The 18,175-nt window shown below is 49.3% G+C and carries 22 protein-coding genes; 15 read left to right on the top strand and 7 right to left on the bottom strand.

Going from position 1 to position 18,175, the window contains the following annotated elements; translation table 11 throughout:
• The first annotated feature begins 86 nt into the window (after nucleotides 1–86).
• The 4 genes from ACTTK6_RS01330 (at nucleotide 87) to ACTTK6_RS01315 (ending at nucleotide 2,844) form a co-directional block, all read left to right on the top strand.
• Entirely contained in the window at nucleotides 87–1,538 is a 1,452-nt protein-coding gene (locus tag ACTTK6_RS01330) for an O-antigen ligase family protein (protein ID WP_462832483.1), read from the top strand.
• Nucleotides 1,539–1,556: 18 nt separating this feature from the next.
• Nucleotides 1,557–2,021, top strand: coding sequence for a PssD/Cps14F family polysaccharide biosynthesis glycosyltransferase (pssD, locus tag ACTTK6_RS01325; protein WP_079474712.1), 465 nt, complete (start codon nucleotides 1,557–1,559; stop codon nucleotides 2,019–2,021).
• Complete coding sequence (pssE, locus tag ACTTK6_RS01320; protein ID WP_462832426.1) at nucleotides 2,018–2,497, top strand: PssE/Cps14G family polysaccharide biosynthesis glycosyltransferase; 480 nt, start codon at nucleotides 2,018–2,020, stop codon at nucleotides 2,495–2,497. Before pssD ends, pssE begins: the two co-directional genes overlap by 4 nt.
• Nucleotides 2,498–2,598: 101 nt before the next feature.
• Complete coding sequence (locus ACTTK6_RS01315) at nucleotides 2,599–2,844, top strand: GlsB/YeaQ/YmgE family stress response membrane protein (RefSeq protein WP_079474714.1); 246 nt, start codon at nucleotides 2,599–2,601, stop codon at nucleotides 2,842–2,844.
• Between the two features lie 42 nt (nucleotides 2,845–2,886).
• On the opposite strand, the gene ACTTK6_RS01310 is transcribed toward ACTTK6_RS01315, so the two are convergent.
• The 3 genes from ACTTK6_RS01310 to ACTTK6_RS01300 all read right to left on the bottom strand — a co-directional run bounded on the left by ACTTK6_RS01310 (nucleotide 2,887) and on the right by ACTTK6_RS01300 (nucleotide 5,688).
• Nucleotides 2,887–3,744: an alpha/beta fold hydrolase gene (locus ACTTK6_RS01310; RefSeq protein ID WP_462832425.1), complete on the bottom strand. Its 858-nt coding sequence runs from the start codon at nucleotides 3,742–3,744 to the stop codon at nucleotides 2,887–2,889.
• A 137-nt stretch (nucleotides 3,745–3,881) separates the two neighbouring features.
• Nucleotides 3,882–4,955 (bottom strand): branched-chain amino acid aminotransferase, encoded by a 1,074-nt coding sequence (locus ACTTK6_RS01305; protein WP_079474716.1) that lies wholly within the window; start codon nucleotides 4,953–4,955, stop codon nucleotides 3,882–3,884.
• A gap of 235 nt (nucleotides 4,956–5,190) precedes the next feature.
• Nucleotides 5,191–5,688 carry a sigma-70 family RNA polymerase sigma factor gene (locus tag ACTTK6_RS01300; protein WP_462832424.1) on the bottom strand — a complete coding sequence of 166 codons (498 nt, stop codon included), beginning with the start codon at nucleotides 5,686–5,688 and terminating at the stop codon, nucleotides 5,191–5,193.
• A 257-nt stretch (nucleotides 5,689–5,945) separates the two neighbouring features.
• Here ACTTK6_RS01300 and ACTTK6_RS01295 point away from each other — a divergent pair, with 257 nt between their 5' ends.
• Nucleotides 5,946–6,311 carry an ArsR/SmtB family transcription factor gene (locus ACTTK6_RS01295; protein WP_179124025.1) on the top strand — a complete coding sequence of 122 codons (366 nt, stop codon included), beginning with the start codon at nucleotides 5,946–5,948 and terminating at the stop codon, nucleotides 6,309–6,311.
• Between the two features lie 69 nt (nucleotides 6,312–6,380).
• Nucleotides 6,381–6,728, top strand: a complete 348-nt coding sequence (locus tag ACTTK6_RS01290) for a hypothetical protein (protein WP_079474728.1) — start codon at nucleotides 6,381–6,383, stop codon at nucleotides 6,726–6,728.
• Between the two features lie 43 nt (nucleotides 6,729–6,771).
• Here ACTTK6_RS01290 and ACTTK6_RS01285 read toward each other — a convergent pair whose 3' ends face one another.
• Nucleotides 6,772–6,984 (bottom strand): hypothetical protein, encoded by a 213-nt coding sequence (locus ACTTK6_RS01285; RefSeq protein ID WP_079474729.1) that lies wholly within the window; start codon nucleotides 6,982–6,984, stop codon nucleotides 6,772–6,774.
• 273 nt (nucleotides 6,985–7,257) lie between these two features.
• Here ACTTK6_RS01285 and ACTTK6_RS01280 point away from each other — a divergent pair, with 273 nt between their 5' ends.
• On the top strand, nucleotides 7,258–7,440 hold the full coding sequence (locus ACTTK6_RS01280) for a hypothetical protein (protein WP_079474730.1): 183 nt from the start codon (nucleotides 7,258–7,260) through the stop codon (nucleotides 7,438–7,440).
• Between the two features lie 44 nt (nucleotides 7,441–7,484).
• Here the strand turns inward: ACTTK6_RS01280 and ACTTK6_RS01275 are convergent, their stop codons facing one another.
• Together ACTTK6_RS01275 and lhgO are read right to left on the bottom strand one after the other, a co-directional pair.
• Nucleotides 7,485–7,847: a VOC family protein gene (locus ACTTK6_RS01275; RefSeq protein ID WP_462832423.1), complete on the bottom strand. Its 363-nt coding sequence runs from the start codon at nucleotides 7,845–7,847 to the stop codon at nucleotides 7,485–7,487.
• 7 nt (nucleotides 7,848–7,854) lie between these two features.
• A complete protein-coding gene (gene lhgO / locus ACTTK6_RS01270; protein WP_462832422.1) occupies nucleotides 7,855–9,039 on the bottom strand; it encodes an L-2-hydroxyglutarate oxidase in 1,185 nt (394 codons plus the stop codon).
• A gap of 228 nt (nucleotides 9,040–9,267) precedes the next feature.
• On the opposite strand from lhgO, the gene ytvA reads away from it, so the two are divergent.
• Entirely contained in the window at nucleotides 9,268–10,047 is a 780-nt protein-coding gene (ytvA, locus tag ACTTK6_RS01265) for a YtvA family blue-light photoreceptor (RefSeq protein ID WP_462832421.1), read from the top strand.
• Nucleotides 10,048–10,104: 57 nt separating this feature from the next.
• Here ytvA and ACTTK6_RS01260 read toward each other — a convergent pair whose 3' ends face one another.
• Nucleotides 10,105–10,293, bottom strand: coding sequence for a CsbD family protein (locus ACTTK6_RS01260; RefSeq protein WP_462832420.1), 189 nt, complete (start codon nucleotides 10,291–10,293; stop codon nucleotides 10,105–10,107).
• Nucleotides 10,294–10,398: 105 nt separating this feature from the next.
• Here ACTTK6_RS01260 and ACTTK6_RS01255 point away from each other — a divergent pair, with 105 nt between their 5' ends.
• The 7 genes from ACTTK6_RS01255 (at nucleotide 10,399) to ACTTK6_RS01225 (ending at nucleotide 18,128) form a co-directional block, all read left to right on the top strand.
• Nucleotides 10,399–11,391 carry a 2-hydroxyacid dehydrogenase gene (locus ACTTK6_RS01255; RefSeq protein ID WP_462832419.1) on the top strand — a complete coding sequence of 331 codons (993 nt, stop codon included), beginning with the start codon at nucleotides 10,399–10,401 and terminating at the stop codon, nucleotides 11,389–11,391.
• Between the two features lie 537 nt (nucleotides 11,392–11,928).
• Nucleotides 11,929–12,888 (top strand): 2-hydroxyacid dehydrogenase, encoded by a 960-nt coding sequence (locus ACTTK6_RS01250; RefSeq protein ID WP_079474736.1) that lies wholly within the window; start codon nucleotides 11,929–11,931, stop codon nucleotides 12,886–12,888.
• 89 nt (nucleotides 12,889–12,977) lie between these two features.
• Nucleotides 12,978–14,189, top strand: coding sequence for an N-acetylglucosamine-6-phosphate deacetylase (nagA, locus tag ACTTK6_RS01245; protein ID WP_462832418.1), 1,212 nt, complete (start codon nucleotides 12,978–12,980; stop codon nucleotides 14,187–14,189).
• On the top strand, nucleotides 14,186–14,941 hold the full coding sequence (gene nagB, locus ACTTK6_RS01240) for a glucosamine-6-phosphate deaminase (protein WP_094907672.1): 756 nt from the start codon (nucleotides 14,186–14,188) through the stop codon (nucleotides 14,939–14,941). The genes nagA and nagB overlap by 4 nt, the downstream gene beginning before the upstream one ends.
• Before the next feature lie 26 nt (nucleotides 14,942–14,967).
• Nucleotides 14,968–15,696 (top strand): GntR family transcriptional regulator, encoded by a 729-nt coding sequence (locus tag ACTTK6_RS01235; protein WP_079474738.1) that lies wholly within the window; start codon nucleotides 14,968–14,970, stop codon nucleotides 15,694–15,696.
• A 93-nt stretch (nucleotides 15,697–15,789) separates the two neighbouring features.
• Complete coding sequence (locus ACTTK6_RS01230; protein ID WP_462832417.1) at nucleotides 15,790–16,248, top strand: flavin reductase family protein; 459 nt, start codon at nucleotides 15,790–15,792, stop codon at nucleotides 16,246–16,248.
• A gap of 110 nt (nucleotides 16,249–16,358) precedes the next feature.
• Nucleotides 16,359–18,128 carry a sigma-54-dependent Fis family transcriptional regulator gene (locus ACTTK6_RS01225; protein WP_462832416.1) on the top strand — a complete coding sequence of 590 codons (1,770 nt, stop codon included), beginning with the start codon at nucleotides 16,359–16,361 and terminating at the stop codon, nucleotides 18,126–18,128.
• Nucleotides 18,129–18,175: the final 47 nt, after the last annotated feature.

Below are 18,175 nucleotides of genomic sequence, written 5' to 3'. Positions count from 1 at the left end.
TGGTATAATGTATGATAGTATTCATGACGTGAGTGTACGTGCAAATGAATTAATATTATCTGTCCTTTTTAGGAGGATGCGACTTGATGGAAAGAACTACAAGCCTGAGGTTTGGGAATATAGCGAAGATTTTTCTTTTAACCTATTTATTAGTACAACCAGTTTTAGATTTGCTCATATTTTTTGACACCCCGCTGGTTTCGCAGTTCCGTGCTCTATTTATTGGGGCAGGGTTACTTTATTTATACTTTTTTTCTGCAGGCTGGATAAGAAAACTCTTATTCATTTATATTCCTGTATTATTTGTGTATTTTGCAATTAATTTCGGAGTTAATTATTTTGTGAAGGACCCCTATGTGCTTTCACTTGAAGTTACAAATATCGTAAAATCCATTTATTTTCCAATAGTTGTTTTTACGTATTTAACGTTTATTTATCAACAGGCAGAAGAAGGCATACATAAAAAAATCATCCCTTACATTTTAGGAATAAATATGCTCTTTATGGGGATTATAGTCTTCCTTGCCGATATTACCAATACAGGGCGTAGAGCTTATGGTTTTTTAGCAAAAGAAGGGCACACTGGGTGGTTTTTCTCGGGTAATGAAATCAGCGCCATTACTGCGATGAGCTTTCCATTTGTAGTGCTGGTGTTATTAAAAGCGGAGAAGCTATGGCAGAAGCTGGCTTTCCTGGCAGGAACCCTGTTAATCATATGGGCGATGATGACGCTTGGTACAAAGGTGGCTTTTGTCGGTCTTATTGCAGGGCTTGTTCTTGGGGTTATATACGCCATAATAATGCTTTTTCAGCGAAGATATCTAAATTTCGTTATTTTGGCTGCCGTTTTCGTTGTAACCGCCATAGCTGTTCCGGCTATGCCTATAGGCAATAACCTTGGTCTTGCTGTCACCGAGAGCATGAATGAAGAGCCGGAGCCTGTAGAAGAGGAAGAAGAAAGCGCGGCGGCAGAGGACCAGCCGGAAGGCGGGGAAAGTGAAGAAAGCGAAGAAAACGAAGATCAAAATACCGAAAAACCAAAAGAAGAAAAGCCAAGTCAGGAAATTTTGAACGCTATTAACAGTATTCCTTACCATTCTACTATTCTTAGCGGACGGGAAGAGCATTTGGCAGAGGCGGTTCACCAATTAAATGAAGCACCGGTTAGTCAAAAAATCGTAGGCATGGGCGTATATCAGAATTATCCAAGTGAAGAAGAAGCTGCACCTATTGAAATGGACTTGTTTGACTGGTTCTTCGATTATGGATTCATCGGCTTGCTGATACTGACGTTCCCAATATTTTTGACAGCGTATTTAATTATCCGAAATTTAATTAACTACAAGACGACTGCCCTGAATATGCACTTTTTCTTTGGGCTGATAAGCATGGGGCTTGGTATAAGTGCTTCCATTATTGCAGGCCATATTCTCTATTATCCTGCGGCAGCTATTTACTTGGCAGTAGCAATGGCATTGACCGTTAAGTATTCAGAGCAGCAGAATATATTATCGTTTCGCAGCAGAAGCAAATACTAATAAAAAGGATTCTATAAAATGAAAAAAGTAGTGTTTATTTCATCTGTCGGCGGTCATTTAACCCAATTACTGCAGCTAGAGCCGCTGTTTTCAGAATACAATTATCATATCATTACAGAAAAAACAGATATAACGGTGGATATGAAAGAAAAATACCCAATGTCCTTTTTAGTATACGGGGCCAGAAACTATCCATTCCGGTACTTGTTTAAGTTTTCTTACAACGTTATTAAATCACTATTCCTATTTTTGAAGCTGCGCCCAGACGTAGTGGTTACAACAGGCGTGCACACGGCGGTACCGATGTGTTACATTGCGAAGCTGTTCCGCAAAAAGGTCATCTATATTGAAAGCTTTGCCAAATCGCATTCCCCGAACCTGTCGGGGCGCCTGGTTTATCCTATTGCGGATCTGTTTATTGTTCAGTGGGAATCGATGAAAAAGTTCTATCCGAAAGCAGTCAACGGGGGGAGTATCTATTGATACTAGTAGTACTCGGTACACATGAACTTCCTTTTCCGCGGATCCTGCACGAAGTGGAGGCATTGATAAAGGAAGGATATATTCAGGACAATGTCATCGTGCAGAACGGCAACACGAAATTTGAAAGTGCACACATGACTCTTCGCCGTTTTATTCCTTCGGAAGAAATGGAAAAGCTGTTTCAGGAAGCGGAAATTGTTATAAGCCATGCAGGTACTGGCTCAGTGACGACGGCATTAAAGTATTATAAAAAAACCATCGTTGTGCCAAGGTTGAAAAAGCACGGAGAGCATAACGATGATCATCAGCTTCAATTAACCGAATCGTTTACAAGCAAGGGCCACGTTATTTCCATGACTGGAGAAAAAACGCTTAAACAGGCGATGGAGGAACTAACATTATTCGAACCTACTCCTTTTCACACGGGAAACGAGCAAATGCTGAAAACGATTAAAAATTATATTGATTCCATTTAACCACAGGTTTTGATTTAAAACCTGTGTTTTTTTATGCTTAACAATTTAAAAATCAGGGAAAAAAGATGGTTGAACAAGATAACGAAAGGAGAGTCAATGTAATGGGATTTATACTATTTCTTATCGTCGGCGGCCTGATTGGCTGGCTTGCCGGTTTAATTCTCGGCAAGGATATTCCAGGCGGCATTTTGGGTAACATTATTGCAGGCATTATCGGTGCCTGGATCGGTGGCTTGATTTTTGGTTCCTGGGGACCGGTGATCGGCAGTATTGCGATCTTCCCAGCGTTAATCGGCGCAATTATTTTCGTCGTCATTTTAAGCTTTATTTTAAAAGCAATCCGCTAAATACAAAAACGAAGCCGTCCTATTTTTAGGGCGGCTTCGCTTTTATGAAAGGGCGCGGTTTTTGCTGATCTGCTGCAGGGCTTTGTTGATGCCGAGCACTTCTGTGGCGGTATGGCCCATGCCGGGAAACGTTTCGAGTACAGCCCCGGTAATGTGATTGGCAAGGTAAACGGCATGCCGAAGGGGAATCATCTCATCTTCTTCCCCCGCCCATACATACGCGGGAGTATCGATGTTCTCCAGGTGATAGGCCCATGGCGTCGTGAGCGTCTGAAGGTCACGAAGGAAACCTTCAGCAGAGTGGGCGGATTCCTGAACCGCAAACCTCCATTTATCCAGCACAAATGGGGTCACGTACTGCTGCTCTTCCTTGGAAAGCTGTTCGTAATCTGTCTGGAAAATGTTATCCTCCATATTCGTCTGTTCCCAGCGGCTGCGCAAGAGCTCCGGTGCTTCCTGAATCGTTTGCAGCGGAGCTTTCAAAGAAGTGTCGAGCAGGCGAAACAACTCAGGATCCTCCGTAGGACCGATAGAGCCAACCAAATGAAGCTCGCTGATGCGTCCCTTTAAAAGACTGGTGCTTGTCACTGCATAGGGGCCGCCGCAGCCGACACCAATTAAGGAGCAGCGCTGAATCTCAAAATGATTCATTACTTCGTCGATATCTTTGGAAAATTGGAGAAAAGTGCCGTGAGGATCGGGGATGGACAAGCCGTAGCCCGGGCGGTCAACAGAAATAATACGAAGGGAGTTGGAAGCGGCAGCTTCTTCTCCGATCGCAGCTTCAAGCCGGGAGCTTCCGACCCCATGCACATACAGGACCGGTGTTCCGTCCGGGTCCCCGAACATGGAAATACTCAGCATGCGGCCGTCGCGTAAAGAAAGCGCTAATTGCTTCAATTGTCCCCTCCTCCTCCCGTTTCGTTGTCACTTGTAAAGGACGTGTAGGTATATTCTAGCATACAATGGGAAAAACGGAAGAATTTCATTCAGAAATAAAACGGCCCTCCGTGAAGGAGAGCCGCTGTTGATTCATTTTATACGGTGCGGGTCCAGTGAAGTACATCTTCTTTGTCCCCGGTCTGAATGCCGGTGATCGTGTCATACAGCTGCTTGGCGAGGGGGCCGGTTTCTTCGTCATTAATTTTATAGGTTTGGGCGTCCCACCGCAGCTTGCCTACAGGAGAAATGACTGCCGCTGTCCCGGTACCGAAAATTTCTTCGAGTGTACCTGCTTCATATGCAGTGCGTATTTCTTCCATATCAATTCGGCGTTCCTCCACAGGAATGTCCCAATAATGCAGGAGTTCAATGACAGAGTCGCGGGTAATTCCTTCAAGAATGCTCCCATTCAGAGCAGGCGTTACGACTTTTCCACTGATTTTGAAGAAAATATTCATGCTGCCGACCTCTTCGATATAGCGCTGCTCCACCCCGTCGAGCCAAAGCACCTGATCATACCCGGCACTCCCGGCCTGCTCCTGGGCTTTCAGGCTGGCCGCATAGTTTCCCGCTGTCTTCGTGAAGCCGACGCCGCCGCGGACGCTGCGGACGAATTCGTTCTCTACATAGATGCTGACTGGTTTCATGGCGTCGCCACCGCTTCCGTAATAAGAGCCCACAGGAGTTAAAATAATGAGCAGCTTGTAAGAGGAGGACGGCTTCACGCTAAGGCTTGCTTCCGTAGCGATCACAAACGGGCGGATGTACAGTGATTGCCCTTCCCCGCGGGGAATCCAGTCACGCTCAAGTGAAACGAGCTCCTTTAACGAATCAATCAATAGCTGCTCGTCGATCTCCGGAATGCTCATCCGGCGGTTGGACTGGTTCAGCCGTTCAAAGTTTTTTTCCGGGCGGAAAAGCATAATATCGCCGCCGGAATAATAAGCCTTCATTCCTTCAAACACAGCCTGGCCGTAGTGAAACACAAGGCTCGAAGGATCCATGGTAAGCGGCTGGTACGGCACGATTCTTGGATCGATCCAGCCTTCTCCTTCTACATAATCTACAACAAACATATGATCGGTAAAGTTTTTTCCGAAAGCGAGCTGAGAGAAATCCGGCTTCGGTTTCGGGGATTTTGTACGCTCAATGGTCAATGATTCAGCCACAGTAACATCACTCCTATGTATTTATCGTGCCATCCATCTCTCTTTTAATAACAACATTCAAATTGTATCATATATAGAAAAGTTCCATCCACTTGAAAGCCGGCGACAAGCGCTGTCCGCCTTCCGAAAAATAGCTCTTTTATTTTGCAGGAAGGAGACAGCGACCTCGAGCCGGCAGTGGATGGAACTGGACAAATAGAAAAGATTTCTCCACCTGCACACCAGCGGCAAAAGGTTAATCCAGCTTTAGTTCGCTGGTGTGTGCGCGCAGCTTGCGCAATGCGGATTTCCGCCATGATTTAACCGTGGAAGCTGCTACCCCGTGTTTCGCTGCAATGTCGCGTATGGGCAGGGCATGCACGGCGAAATCGGTGAGCCAGGTTCGTTCCCGTTCTGACAGAAGAGGAAAATAGGCCTCGAGCTCAAAGTGGTCCTCCATCTCTGATGGCTGCTCAAAAGGCTGGTGGTCATCAAACAGCTGATGCCGCTCGGAGAACCGCACTTCTTTTCGGAGCATCATTAGCATTTCACCTCGCACGAGGGTAAAAGCATAAGCGGAAAAAGTGCCTTTTTCGGGAGAAAAGGTACTGTAAGCCTTCCATAATCCTACATAGCCGGCCTGCATATATTCTTCCTGTTCCTGATAAATCCGGAGACGGGTAATCATTCGTTTAACGAGCGGAGTATATTGTTCGTATGTTTCTTCAAATGAAGCAGGAATTGTACTGGTCAATGGTCTCTCCTGGCGAAGCCGCGCGGTTCTGATTTATTCCATGGTAGGATCAGCATATACAAAGAGTAAGAATGCCGCCGGAGCACTACGTGCTGATAAATAGGGAGCGCTCTGTTGTATCATAGAAAGGGAAGGGCCTGCCAAAGTATAGAGAAAGAAACTCATGCCCAGAGAAAAAATAAAGCAGATCGGTTGAAAGCAAATAAAGATAGCGTACAATTAAAATAGGAATGATTACGATCAGGCAGGTGAATAAAATGCCAAACGAAAACAAAAGCGCGCAGGCAAATGTAGAATGGATCCAGCAGCAAATACAGGAACGCTCGCTCGGCATTATGACGGATATGCTGAAGGGGCTCGCAGACGGCAAGCGGATGCAGATTGCCCAGGCGCTCGCCCTGACACCGGAATTGAGTGTACATAGTATTGCAGAAATCATCGAATCTTCCATTGCTACAGCATCCCATCATCTCAGGTATATGCATAAGCTGGGATTGACGAAGTTTCGAAAGGAAGGAAGAACCGTTTACTATTCTCTTGATGATGAGCATGTCCGGCAGGTGGTGGAACTTGTCGTCAGCCACCAGGCAGAAATTAAAGAGCGGCAGGAAAATGAGGCGTAGCGGCGTCTCTTTTTTGTATCCAAATCGTGGTATAATGAAAGAAGAATCATTAAAGGAGGGGCTGAAGCGATGAAAAAACGTAAGGAGCTTATTTACTTACAGTGTTCTCATTGTAAGGAAGACACGCCCCATAACGTAGAGTATATTAATGGGGACGTGTACAGCATGGAATGCCGGAGGTGCGGCCGGGAGCTGACGTTAAACCGCGATATTATGAAAGAATGGTACAGCGAAGTGTATGACCGTGTAACCACTAAACCGACACGTTTAACAGAAGAATACAGGGAAAGCAGGACGCCGTTTGTCATAAGAATGCCGTTCCGGATGGCGAGCAAGCCGTACCGGCTGATGCGGGATTTCAATGATACCCAGAAAACCCTGCGTTATTATAAAAATAAACAAAAGAAATCTTCCTGACCACGCGTGAGCGGGGGAGGAAGATTTCTTATGAATGAGTATATTATCCACTGGCCAGCTGCCTGCGGGGGGAGGGGGCAGCCTCGGACACCCGGTTAAACTCCAACAGGGGACAATTTGTGCAGGCTTCTGATACTCCGGTGCATGTAGCAACGGAGTCAAGCACGCCATCTGTATATACGTAGGATAATTCGTGAAGGACCGTCTGTCTCGTTATTGAGCAATAAATGACCTGACGCGACATGGAGTAATCCATCGTATTTCACTCCTTCGGCGTATAATAAATAACATGAATAAGAGCAGTATATATCTGTTTACTTAATGACTATGTACCCGGAACTGCCTTGAAGAAAACTACGGGTTGTAAGCATATAGTCTCAAGCAGCTGATGTTTACGCCGGGAGGTATGCGGGGAAATAATATTTTTGATAGCCTATCAAATCTTAAAACAATTGACTCTGCACTAATGCTAATGAAGCTCGAAGGCATCACGGCTGAATAAGAAAGGAAAGAAAAAGGGGGAGCAGCCATGACACAGAAATACATGCTGATTGCAGTGGACCAGGACGGCCATGAAATTTCGCTGAAGAATTATAAGGGCCGTGAAGCGAAAGAAGAATTGATTTTAGAAGGAAAAGAGTGCGCAACTACAATGTATGAGCAGTTAAAGGAAGAACTTCATCCGAATTCGGTGAAAATGCTCAGCCTGTAAAATGAATATCAGAACCCCCCGGCAGCCGCTGCTGGGGGGTTCTTCTATCTCTCGATCAGCTCGATCCGGTTGACGAACGGGTCCTCTGTATAAAAGCGCGCAGCTCCATTCAGCGGCTGTTCAGGCTTTACAGGCCAATTGAACTCCTGAAGGCGTTCTCTGGCCAGCTCAAGGCTATGTACGCGAAGCGCGGGATGCGCTTTTAAGGCCGGAGAAAACGGCTCTTCTACGCCGATATGAACCTCAAGTCCGCCGCAGTCAAACCACACGCCGCCGCGGCTGGCTAAATCGTCAGGCTTTTGTATTTCCGGCATACCGAGAATGGCGTGGAAAAAATGCCGGGCTTTTTCTTCACTACCCGGCGGCGCAGCAAGCTGCACATGGTCGATGCCATTAAATAAAGTCATCAGAAAGTCATCCTTTCACTTTTTGGGCTATCGTTTTACCGATTTCAAGAGAAGCTGTTGCTGCGGGAGATGGAGCGTTTAATACATGCAGGCTGCGGCTGCCTGTAATGAAAAAGAAATCATCCAGAAGCGTCCCGTCTTCCTGGATTGCCTGCGCCCGTATGCCTGGTTCTCCAGCCATTAGCTCCTCCGGGAGAAGAGAAGGAATCAGCTGCTGCAGCTCTTTGGTGAACGCCTGCTTGGAAAACGAACGTACGTATTCCTGCGCTCCTTTCCTCCAGTACCGGGAAGCCAGTTTCATTAGTCCGGGAGAGCGGAAATGCTCCCAGGCATCGGCCGGATTCATATCCAATTTTCCGTAGCCTTCCCGTCCGAAGCTTAAGACCGCGTTCGGACCAGCCTCTACGCCTCCCTGGCTCATCCGTGTGAAATGAACGCCGAGAAATGGAAAAGCCGGGTCCGGGACCGGATAGATTAGCGAGGAGACCTTATGTTCAGCCTCCGGAGTAAGCGTATAGTATTCGCCGCGGAAAGGCACGATACGGACGTCTGTATGGTAGCCGGCCATCCGGGCGATTTTATCGCTGTGAAGCCCGCCGCAGTTAATAAACTTCCGGCCGGTGAACGTCTGATGCCTGGTGGTGACGCTGACAGTCTGGGCTTCTTCCTGAATATGCTGAGCCTGTTGGCCAATTAATATATCGCCGCCGCGCCTGCGGATCTCCCTGGCGAGAGCATCGGCTACCTCTGCGTAGTCGACGATCCCGGTTTCCGGCACTAACAGGGCATGCTGGGCGCTTACATAAGGTTCGCGTTCTGCAAGCTCGTCGAGCGAAAGGTAGCGCGGCTGCAGGCCATTTTGTCTGCCGCGTTCGTAGAGCCTGCGCAGCTGCAGCAGCTCACCTTCGTCCCTGGCTGCGATGATTTTTCCGCAGATAGTGTAATCCACCCCGTGCTGATCGCAAAAAGCTGTGAGCGACTTCCGGCCTTTCTCTGTAAGAACAGCCTTCAGGCTGCCGGGCCGGTAATAGATGCCGGAATGAATCACTCCGCTGTTTCGGCCTGTCTGATGCGAGGCCAGGTGGGATTCTTTTTCTAAAACGACTACCCCGGCACCGGGCTCTTCCTCGAGCAGCGCGTAGGCTGTAGCGAGTCCAACGATGCCGCCGCCGATGATGACATAATCGTACATATTGATGCTCCTTTAAACGACAATTTATTGGCAAGAACTGCTTATGCAAAGCATACCCGTTTTTTTGAAACTTACAACCACAGCAATTTCTTTTAAAGGATGTTTTTATTATAATAGATGAATACACCCGGTAAAGAAAAATAGGAAGTTTACCGCAGTGTGGGAAAAAGGAATAAAAAGAACGAAGTACATAACAACTATTCATATTAGGAAAGGATTGCACGCGCCATGGATGAGTTTAACGATGAGATTTTGACGAATTCGTTAATTTTAAAAGCGATCGACCATTCAAAAGTGGGGCTGGTTATCACAGACCCCAACAAGGATGATAACCCCATCGTTTATGTAAACCGGGGCTTTACCGATGTAACCGGTTATACGTACGAAGAAAGCATAGGGTATAACTGCCGGTTTCTCCAGGGGGAAAACAGAGATGAGCAGGCAATAGAAAATATGAAACGTGCGGTGGCGGCCCAGGAAGAATACGTCCTGGAACTCGAAAATTTTAAAAAAGACGGTACGCCCTTTTGGAATGAAATTTATATTGAGCCTATTTATATGGAAAACCGCCTGTATTATCTCGGTGTCCAGCGTGATATCACCCGGCAGAAAAAATACGAAGATGACCTGAACAAAAGCGAAAGCCAGGTGGACCGGTTGTCTACGCCCATTGTACCGATTACAGAAAAAATATCTGTGCTTCCGGTCGTCGGGGATTTATCCTACGAACGATTCGAAATGATATTTCATAAAATTTCTGAAACATACGGGAATGTCCATTACGAAAAACTGATTCTCGATCTTTCGGGGATGGATGAATACGACGAGCAGGTAGCCGATGGGATTATGAATCTGCATCACCTGCTGCGCCTGCTAGGTTCAGAGCTGATTGTAACCGGCATCAGGCCCGAGCTTTCGATGGCATTCACGTCGCAAAACATTTCGCTTTCCTACCTGCGAACTGCTGCCACTGTAAAAGAAATGCTGCTCGAGCTCGGGCTGACGTAGAAGCAGCGTAAAAATAAAAAGCCGGAATGCTCAAGATTCCAGCTTAGAAAACAGTGCTTATTTTTCCTCGTCCTGTCTCTTGGCGTCACCGGTTTTGTTCTGCACTTCACCTTTTATTTTGTCTTTCTTGGCATCGCGCTGCATTTTTGGATCATCCTTTGCATTGCCGGCCTGATCTTTTGCTTCACCCTTTACTTTATTAACAGCGCCTTTTACTTTATCGCTTAGGCCTTTTTTATCTGCCATAAATGAATACCTCCTGTGTTGAATTCTTATCTGGGGTATTCCCGGCGTGGTACGTGATAAAACAAATGATTCATCTAAAAATACGAATAAAAGGAGCTTGCCTTGATGTCTGTCATTATTGCCTATACGAACCCCCCGGAGCACGTCCGGGAATACCTGGAGGCGGAAGCAGAGCTTCATGTAGTCCGTCCGAATAAAGAACGGGATAAATTCATGGAGCTGCTTCCGAAAGCGGACGCGCTGATTGGAGCCGGTCTTCCGGTGGATCGGGAACTGCTGGATAATGCACCCGGACTCCGGGTAGTGAGCAATGCTTCCGCGGGAGTGGACAACCTTGACCTTGATCTGCTGACAGAGCGGGGCATCACGGTCACAAATACTCCGGCTGCGGTCGTTGATACGATGGCAGACACGATGTTTGGCCTGATGATCGGCGCCTCGAGGCGTCTGATGGAGATGCATGAGCTCGTCAAAAGCGGACAATGGGACCGGAATGCCCCGAAGGAATGGTTCGGGTTGAACGTACATCATAAAAAGCTTGGCATTATTGGAATGGGCGGTATAGGAAAAGAAATCGCACGCCGGGCTAAGGAAGGCTTCCGGATGGAGGTCAGCTACTACAACCGCTCGAGGCATGAAGAAGCGGAAAGGGAAACCGGTGCTGTGTATGAGCAGCTGGACGACCTTCTCGCTTCATCAGATGTGGTCATGGTGCTTTTGCCGCTGACAGAGCAGACGAAGCATATGCTCGGAACAGAGGCCTTCCGGAAAATGAAATCAACAGCGGTCTTTTTAAACGGCGGCCGCGGCTCGGTCGTAGATGAGCAGGCACTGATTACGGCTCTTCAGGAAAAAGAGATTTTTGCGGCCGGACTTGATGTGTTTGAAGAAGAACCCCTGCCCGCAGATCATCCGTTTCTTGCTATGCCGGAGGTAACGGTGCTTCCCCATATCGGAACTGGCACCACGGAAACCCGGGAAGCAATGTATATGGAGGCGGCCGCACAGTGCGTAAAGGCTCTGCGGGGAGAAAAGCCCGAAGCGCTCGTCAATAAAAAGGTATGGAATGAAGGCAGCCGGCAGCAGTTTAAGAAATGAAGGAAAGGCGGTTTTAGGCATAAGAAAAACCGCCCTCTGCATACGAGAACGGCTGTCTTTTTCCAGCGTGTATATGAGCGCTCCGTGATTTCAGCGCTTTTGTTTACGGCTTTTCCACCATTTTCTAACATAGGGATAAACAAAAGGTCCAACTTTGACAGCCATTTTAATTAGTTTTCTCATAGTAGATAACGTCCTCCATCTTCAAGTTCTTATTTACCGGATACCCTGTTGAAGGACGTGATAATCATGAAGTTCAACTTCAGCTGCTTTTCTGTTTGCGGAATTTCCGCTTGGAGGCCTGCTGTGGTTTTTTAACCTGCTGTTCTCCGTTTTTAATTGCGTCTTCCTGCATACGTTTGCGGGCTTCAATAAATAGCATGAAAATGCCCCTTTCCTTTAATAATGATTGTACAAGGACTATTCCCAGGATAAAACGAAGATAAAACATCGTTTTTAAAGAAAATGAGCGTATAGAGAAGCTATCAGCAAACAAACAGTGAAAATCGCTGAAAATGAGAAGAAAGGAGACTAAGTATGGGTAAACCATTAGTTGTAGCCTACAACCGGGTCAGCAGGGAGGCCCGTGAAAAATTAGCAGAAACGTGCGAGGTCCGTTATTTCGAACAAAGCGAAACACTCGAGGACCCGGAGTTCCGTGAAGCGGTAGCCGGGGCCTCGGCCATTATCGGTGTGGAATATGAAGTCGATGAAGCATTTCTGGAACAGGCCCCCTGCCTCCGCATTGCTGCCAACGTTTCTGTCGGCTACGACAATCTGGATCTGGAAGCTTTAAGCACCCGGGGCGTGTATGCTTCCAATACGCCGGAAGTATTAAACGACACGACCGCGGACGCGATTTTTGGGCTGCTGCTGGCGGCGGCGAGACGCATTCCCGAAACCGACCGCTACGTGAAAGACGGAAAGTGGCAAAACACGCTTCCAGATGATTATTTCGGCGTCGATGTGCATCACCGGACGCTTGGTATTATCGGCATGGGGCGGATAGGGGAAGCAATCGCCAAGCGGGCCCGCTTTGGCTTTGACATGAACATTTTGTATTACAACCGCTCACGAAAACCTGAAGCAGAGGATAAATACGGAGCGTCGTGGACGGAACTTGAGCCGCTGCTTGAACAATCGGATTTTGTCTGTACGATGACGCCGCTTACGAAAGATACCTATCATCTAATGGACGAAGCAGCATTCCGCCGGATGAAAGCCTCTGCTGTATTTATAAACGGGTCCCGGGGAGGCGTAGTAGATGAAGAGGCGCTCGTGAAAGCGATCCAGGAGCGCTGGATATGGAATGCCGGGGTAGATGTATTTTCGGAGGAGCCGGTTCCTTCCGGTCATCCGCTGTTGAAGTTTCCACACGTAGTGACGCTTCCGCATATCGGCTCTTTTACCGAGGAAAATGAGAACAATATGTCGTTGCGGGCAGCGGAAAACGTGCTTCAAGTATTAGATGGAAAGGAGCCTCAGGACCAGCTGTGAAGCAGGAGGGGTCTCCTGTTTTTTTAACAATATTGGTATAGACAACTATATTTTATACTGGTACGATGTAGAAAAGGAGGGGACTCGTAGTGGAAGATATTATTATACACTCAGCAACAATTGTAAACGCGGACCGTACGTCGCCTAATCAGTTTATCTGGATTCGCGGCGGGGCCATTCACCGGACAGGAAGCATGGACCTCCTGAAGCAGAACGTGCCGGAAGAAATACGCCTTCGGGCGGTCATGGTGGACGGCTCCCGGGGCTTCTTTATACCGGGAATGATTGATATGCATATTCACGGTGTCCAGGGGGCAGATGCGATGGACGGCACGGCGGAGGCGCTGGAGACAATGGCCCGGGTGCTGCCGGCTGAAGGCACGACTGCGTTTCTTCCAACTACGATTACCCAGAAGAGCGAAAGCATCACACGGGCGCTGGAGAAGATGGCTGAATACCGGGCAGCGGCGCCGGGGGACGGAGAGGCAGAAATTGCCGGTGTGCATATCGAAGGGCCGTTTTTTGAGCCTTCCAAGGCTGGGGCGCAGCCGGCCGAGTTTATGGTCAAGGCTTCTGTTGATTTGTTTGAACAGTGGCGCCAGGCTTCGGGAAATGCGGTCCGGATCGTTTCGCTGGCTCCGGAGCATGATCCGGGCTTCGCGTTGACGGCGCACCTGCAGCGTATCGGTATAACCGCCTCCGCTGCGCATTCCAACGCCTCTAAAGCGCTCGTAGACGAAGCGGTGAAAAAAGGACTTTCCCACGTTACCCATTTGTACAATGGAATGAGCGGACTGCACCACCGGGAGCCGGGCATCGCTGCGGCAGCCCTGTTAAATCCCGCACTTACCGTTGAAATTATCGCAGACGGCGTGCACAGCCACCCGGACATGGTGCAGCTTGCCTATCAGGCGGCAGGGGCCGATCGGCTCTGTGTCATTACCGATTCCCTGCGGGCCAAAAACCTGCCGGACGGGGTGTACGATCTTGGCGGCCAGCAGGTGACGGTGGCAGGAGACAAGCCGTATCTGCCGGACGGAACAATTGCCGGAAGCATGCTTGCCATGGATAAAGGATTTCGTAACATCCAGGCGTTCACAGGCTGCAGCCGCGAAGAAGCAGTGCGTATGACCTCTTTGAACGCCGCGCATGAAATAGGGATTGCGGAGCGAAAAGGGAGCATCGAGGCCGGCAAGGATGCCGACATTGTCTGGATGGATGAAAGTGCGCATGTGCAGAAAGTCTGGTGCCGCGGGAGCGTCGCCGCTACAGCCGAACAGAAAGGAGGAGTGCAGCCATGAAGCTTATTCCTGTTACTGACAGAGAAGCACTGAGCATACGGGCAGCAGAGATGGTCGCGGAAAAAGTACAGGAACAGCCGGACAGCGTACTCGGTCTTGCCACCGGCGGCACCCCGGAGGGTACGTATCAGCAGCTGAAAAAAATTTACGATCACGGGGAGGCAGATTTCTCCCGAATTACTACATTTAATCTCGATGAATATGCCGGTATGCCAAAAGACCATCCGCAGAGCTACCACACGTACATGCAGCACAAAGTTTTTCAGCCGCTGCAGCTGAAGCCGGAGCAGGTGCATCTGCCTGATGGCAGCGCAGCTGACCTGGAGCAGGAATGCACGCGGTATGAAAAGCGTATTGCGGAAACCGGCGGCATTGACATGCAGCTTCTCGGCCTTGGCGAAAATGGCCATATTGGGTTTAACGAACCCGGTACTTCCTTTTCGAGCCGGACGCATGTGGTACAATTGAAGCCGTCAACGAGAGAAGCCAACGCCAGGTATTTTGACAGTATTGAAGAGGTTCCGCAGCAGGCAGTAACCATGGGGATCGAAACGATTACAGACAGCCGTGCCATTCTGCTGCTCGTATTTGGCAGGCGCAAAAAAGAAGCACTTCTCCGCCTGCTGGAGGGAGAAGTGGATGAGGGCTTTCCAGCCTCCGTGCTGAAAAAGCATTCGAACGTAACGGTGATTGCCGATGAAGAGGCGCTGACAGACGTATCCGCAGAGGTGATGCGGCACTTTACCGGGTGAAAATGTAAAACGGGAGGACGCCGTGAATGAAAATTAATAAAAAATCCCCGCTTCCTATTTATTATCAAATACAAGAAATGATTCGTGAAAAGCTTGAGAACGGCGAATGGCCTCCGGGCTATATGCTCCCGTCCGAGCGCATTTTCGCGGAGGAATTTGATGTGAGCCGCATGACCGTCCGCCAGGCAGTAACAGAGCTTGTAAGCGAACAGCTTCTGACAAGGGAAAAGGGGAAAGGCACATTTGTAGCTGAACCTAAGCTTGAACAGACGCTTCAGGGACTTACGAGCTTTACTGAGGATATGAAAGCCCGGGGCATGAAAGCAAGCAGCGAGCTGCAGCTGTTTCAAATGGAAGAAGCAGATACGGCAACGGCGAGACTGCTCCAGCTGGAGGGCAGGTCCGTTTACCGGATGGAGCGGTTGCGGCTTGCCGATCATAAGCCGATGGCGCTTGAAAATTCCTACCTGAACGCGGATATGTTTCCAGGACTCGGCGAGGAAGCGGCGTCAGGATCTATTTATAACCGGCTTGAACAGGAGTACGGCATTACCATCGGCTCTGCGGATCAGTCCCTGGAGGCATCCCTTGCCTCAGAGCGTGAAGCGGAGCTTCTCGGCATCGTGCCGGGAGCGCCGGTACTTTTAATATCCCGGACCACCTATACCGCGGACGGGGCTCCGTTTGAACACGTTATCTCCTCTTATCGCGGAGACCGGTATAAATTCCGTATTCATATGCCCCGGCAGGGCTGACCGGCCGGGAGCGGCTTTCCTGGTTTTCTTGGCTGATTTACGTTAAAATGCTCGCAGGATAACGATTAGCCGATAATGAGGGAGGCCGCAAAAATGGATGATCGATTGTTTAAAGCAGCAATGGGCAAATTTACGACCGGGGTGACGGTGCTTACAACAGAGCTTGAAGGGGAAATCCGCGGCATGACGGCGAATGCGTTCATGTCTGTGTCGCTCGAGCCGAAGCTGATCCTGATCTCTGTCGCAAAAACAGCCTCGATGCACGAATACATGCAGCAGACAGACCAGTTCGCTATCAGCGTCCTCGGCAACAACCAGGAAGCAGTGTCACGCTACTTTGCCCGCCAGTCGGAGGACGACGCGGGGGTGAACTTTGAACGGTTTGAAGACCGTCCGGTTATTGAAGGAGCCATCACACAGCTTGCCTGCACGAAATACAATGAAGCCGATGCCGGAGACCATACGCTGTTTATCGGTTCGGTGGAGAATGTGACTGTCCAGGACGAAGCACCGCTCGTTTATTTTGAAGGCAAATACCGCTACATGGAATAATTCATCCGGCTTCTGGCCGGATGTTTTTTTATGCCCTGGCTCTTTTTTCCCGGGAAGGACCGTGCTACATTATATTTAAGATAACGCTTTCAAAAGGAGAGGTGTGAATCTTGAATAAAGCGGAATGGAGCCGGTGGGCGCAGACGGGTATACTGGACCGGACACGGATGGAGAAGCGGATCGCAGAGTCGTGGCATGCATGTGCGAAGGAGGGCGTCGATCCGGCGGGAGGCGTCGGACAGCTCCCTGAACGCAAGGAGTGGCTGGCCTATAAAAAGGAACGGGAGCTGTATCTGGAAGCGGCGAATCCCATGCTTCGGCAGCTTCAGGCGTTTTGTGAAGAGATGAAGCTTTTGCTTCTGCTTACGGACGAACACGGCAAAGTACTGTATATTAACGGCCATGAGGGTTCCCTGGAGCACGCTTCGAGCATTAGCTTTGGCGAGGGTGTCACCTGGACCGACCGGGCGGTGGGGACGAACGCCATCGGCACCAGTCTTGCTGCAGGAGAGCCAATCGCGGTGGTAAAAGAAGAGCATTATGCAAAGGCGTCCAAAAGCTGGGAGTGTGCTGCAGTACCGATATATGACGGCAAAGGGGGCATTTTAGGCGTGCTCGATATGTCGAGACCTTTTGGGTTTACACACAAGGAGCAGATCATGGGCACGGTGGTATCCGCAGCCTTCGCCATTGAGCGCTCCTGGCAGGAAAAAATCCGCCAGCAGGAAATCGAGCTGCTCCAGTATGCTCTCTCCAAGGATCACACGTTCACTCCGTATTTACTGACAAATGCTAACGGAACAGAAATTTACCGTCATCCGGAATGGCAGGAAGAAGAGGTGGATATCAGCCGGCTGGCCGTGCCGATATATTCCGCCGTAACCCGCCGACTGCTCGGCTACAGGTACCAGCCTGTAGGTGCAAATAACAAAAGGGATAAAGCCTCGGGAGCCCAACCGTTTTCCCGGGGAGCTGCCATAGGTACAAGCCCGGCATTTGAGCAGACAGTGGCAGAAGTACAAAAAGCGGCCAGGCAGTCGGTGTCGGTGCATCTTTCCGGAGAAACCGGCACCGGCAAAGAAGTCATGGCAAGGCTTGTGCATGACAATAGTGACTACCGGCACGGGCCGTTTGTTGCAGTCAACTGCGGGGCAATTCCGGAAAACCTGCTCGAAAGCGAGCTTTTTGGCTATGACAGCGGAGCTTTTACCGGAGCCAGACGGGGAGGAGCTGAGGGAAAGATCCGGGAAGCTAAAAACGGCACGCTCTTTTTAGATGAAATTTCTGAAATTTCCTTAGCAGCCCAGGTAGCGCTTTTGCGGGTACTGCAAGAAAAACAGGTTACCCCTGTGGGAGGTAAAAACGCTATTGCGGTTAACTTTCGGCTCATCACCGCAAGCAACAAAAATATTACGGAACTTGTGCAGGAAGGCTCCTTCCGGGAGGACTTTTATTACCGTATTTATGTGTATCCCATCAGGCTGCCACCGCTCAGAGAGCGGGTGGAGGACCTTCCGGGGCTGATCCGCCATATTTCGGGCAGGCAGGGGTGGAATATCGAGTGGCCGAAGCAGCTGCTTGCCCAGATGGCCGGCTACAGGTGGCCAGGTAATATCCGGCAGCTGTTTAATGTGCTTGAGCGCATGCATACGCATTACGAGGGGAACGTGCCGATGGATGTGCGGCTTGAGCCCTTTCTTTCCGATCCAGCTGTGTTACAGCCTGTAGCAAGTCGGCTCACGTACCGGGAGCAGATGGAGTGTGAGCGGATTGAACAGGCGCTTGAAGCATGCGGCGGCCGCGTTGCTTCATCGGCCAGGCAGTTGGGCATGGCCAGAAGCACACTGTATCGGAAACTGAAAAAATACGGATTGGAATAATTGCAACAAAATGAGACAAACCGGAGCAATATGCTTCAGGTTGTCTC

Source organism: Marinococcus salis (assembly GCF_054971365.1).
Note: the sequence above shows the minus strand (reverse complement) of the source record. Positions and strands in the feature narration are given on the sequence as shown.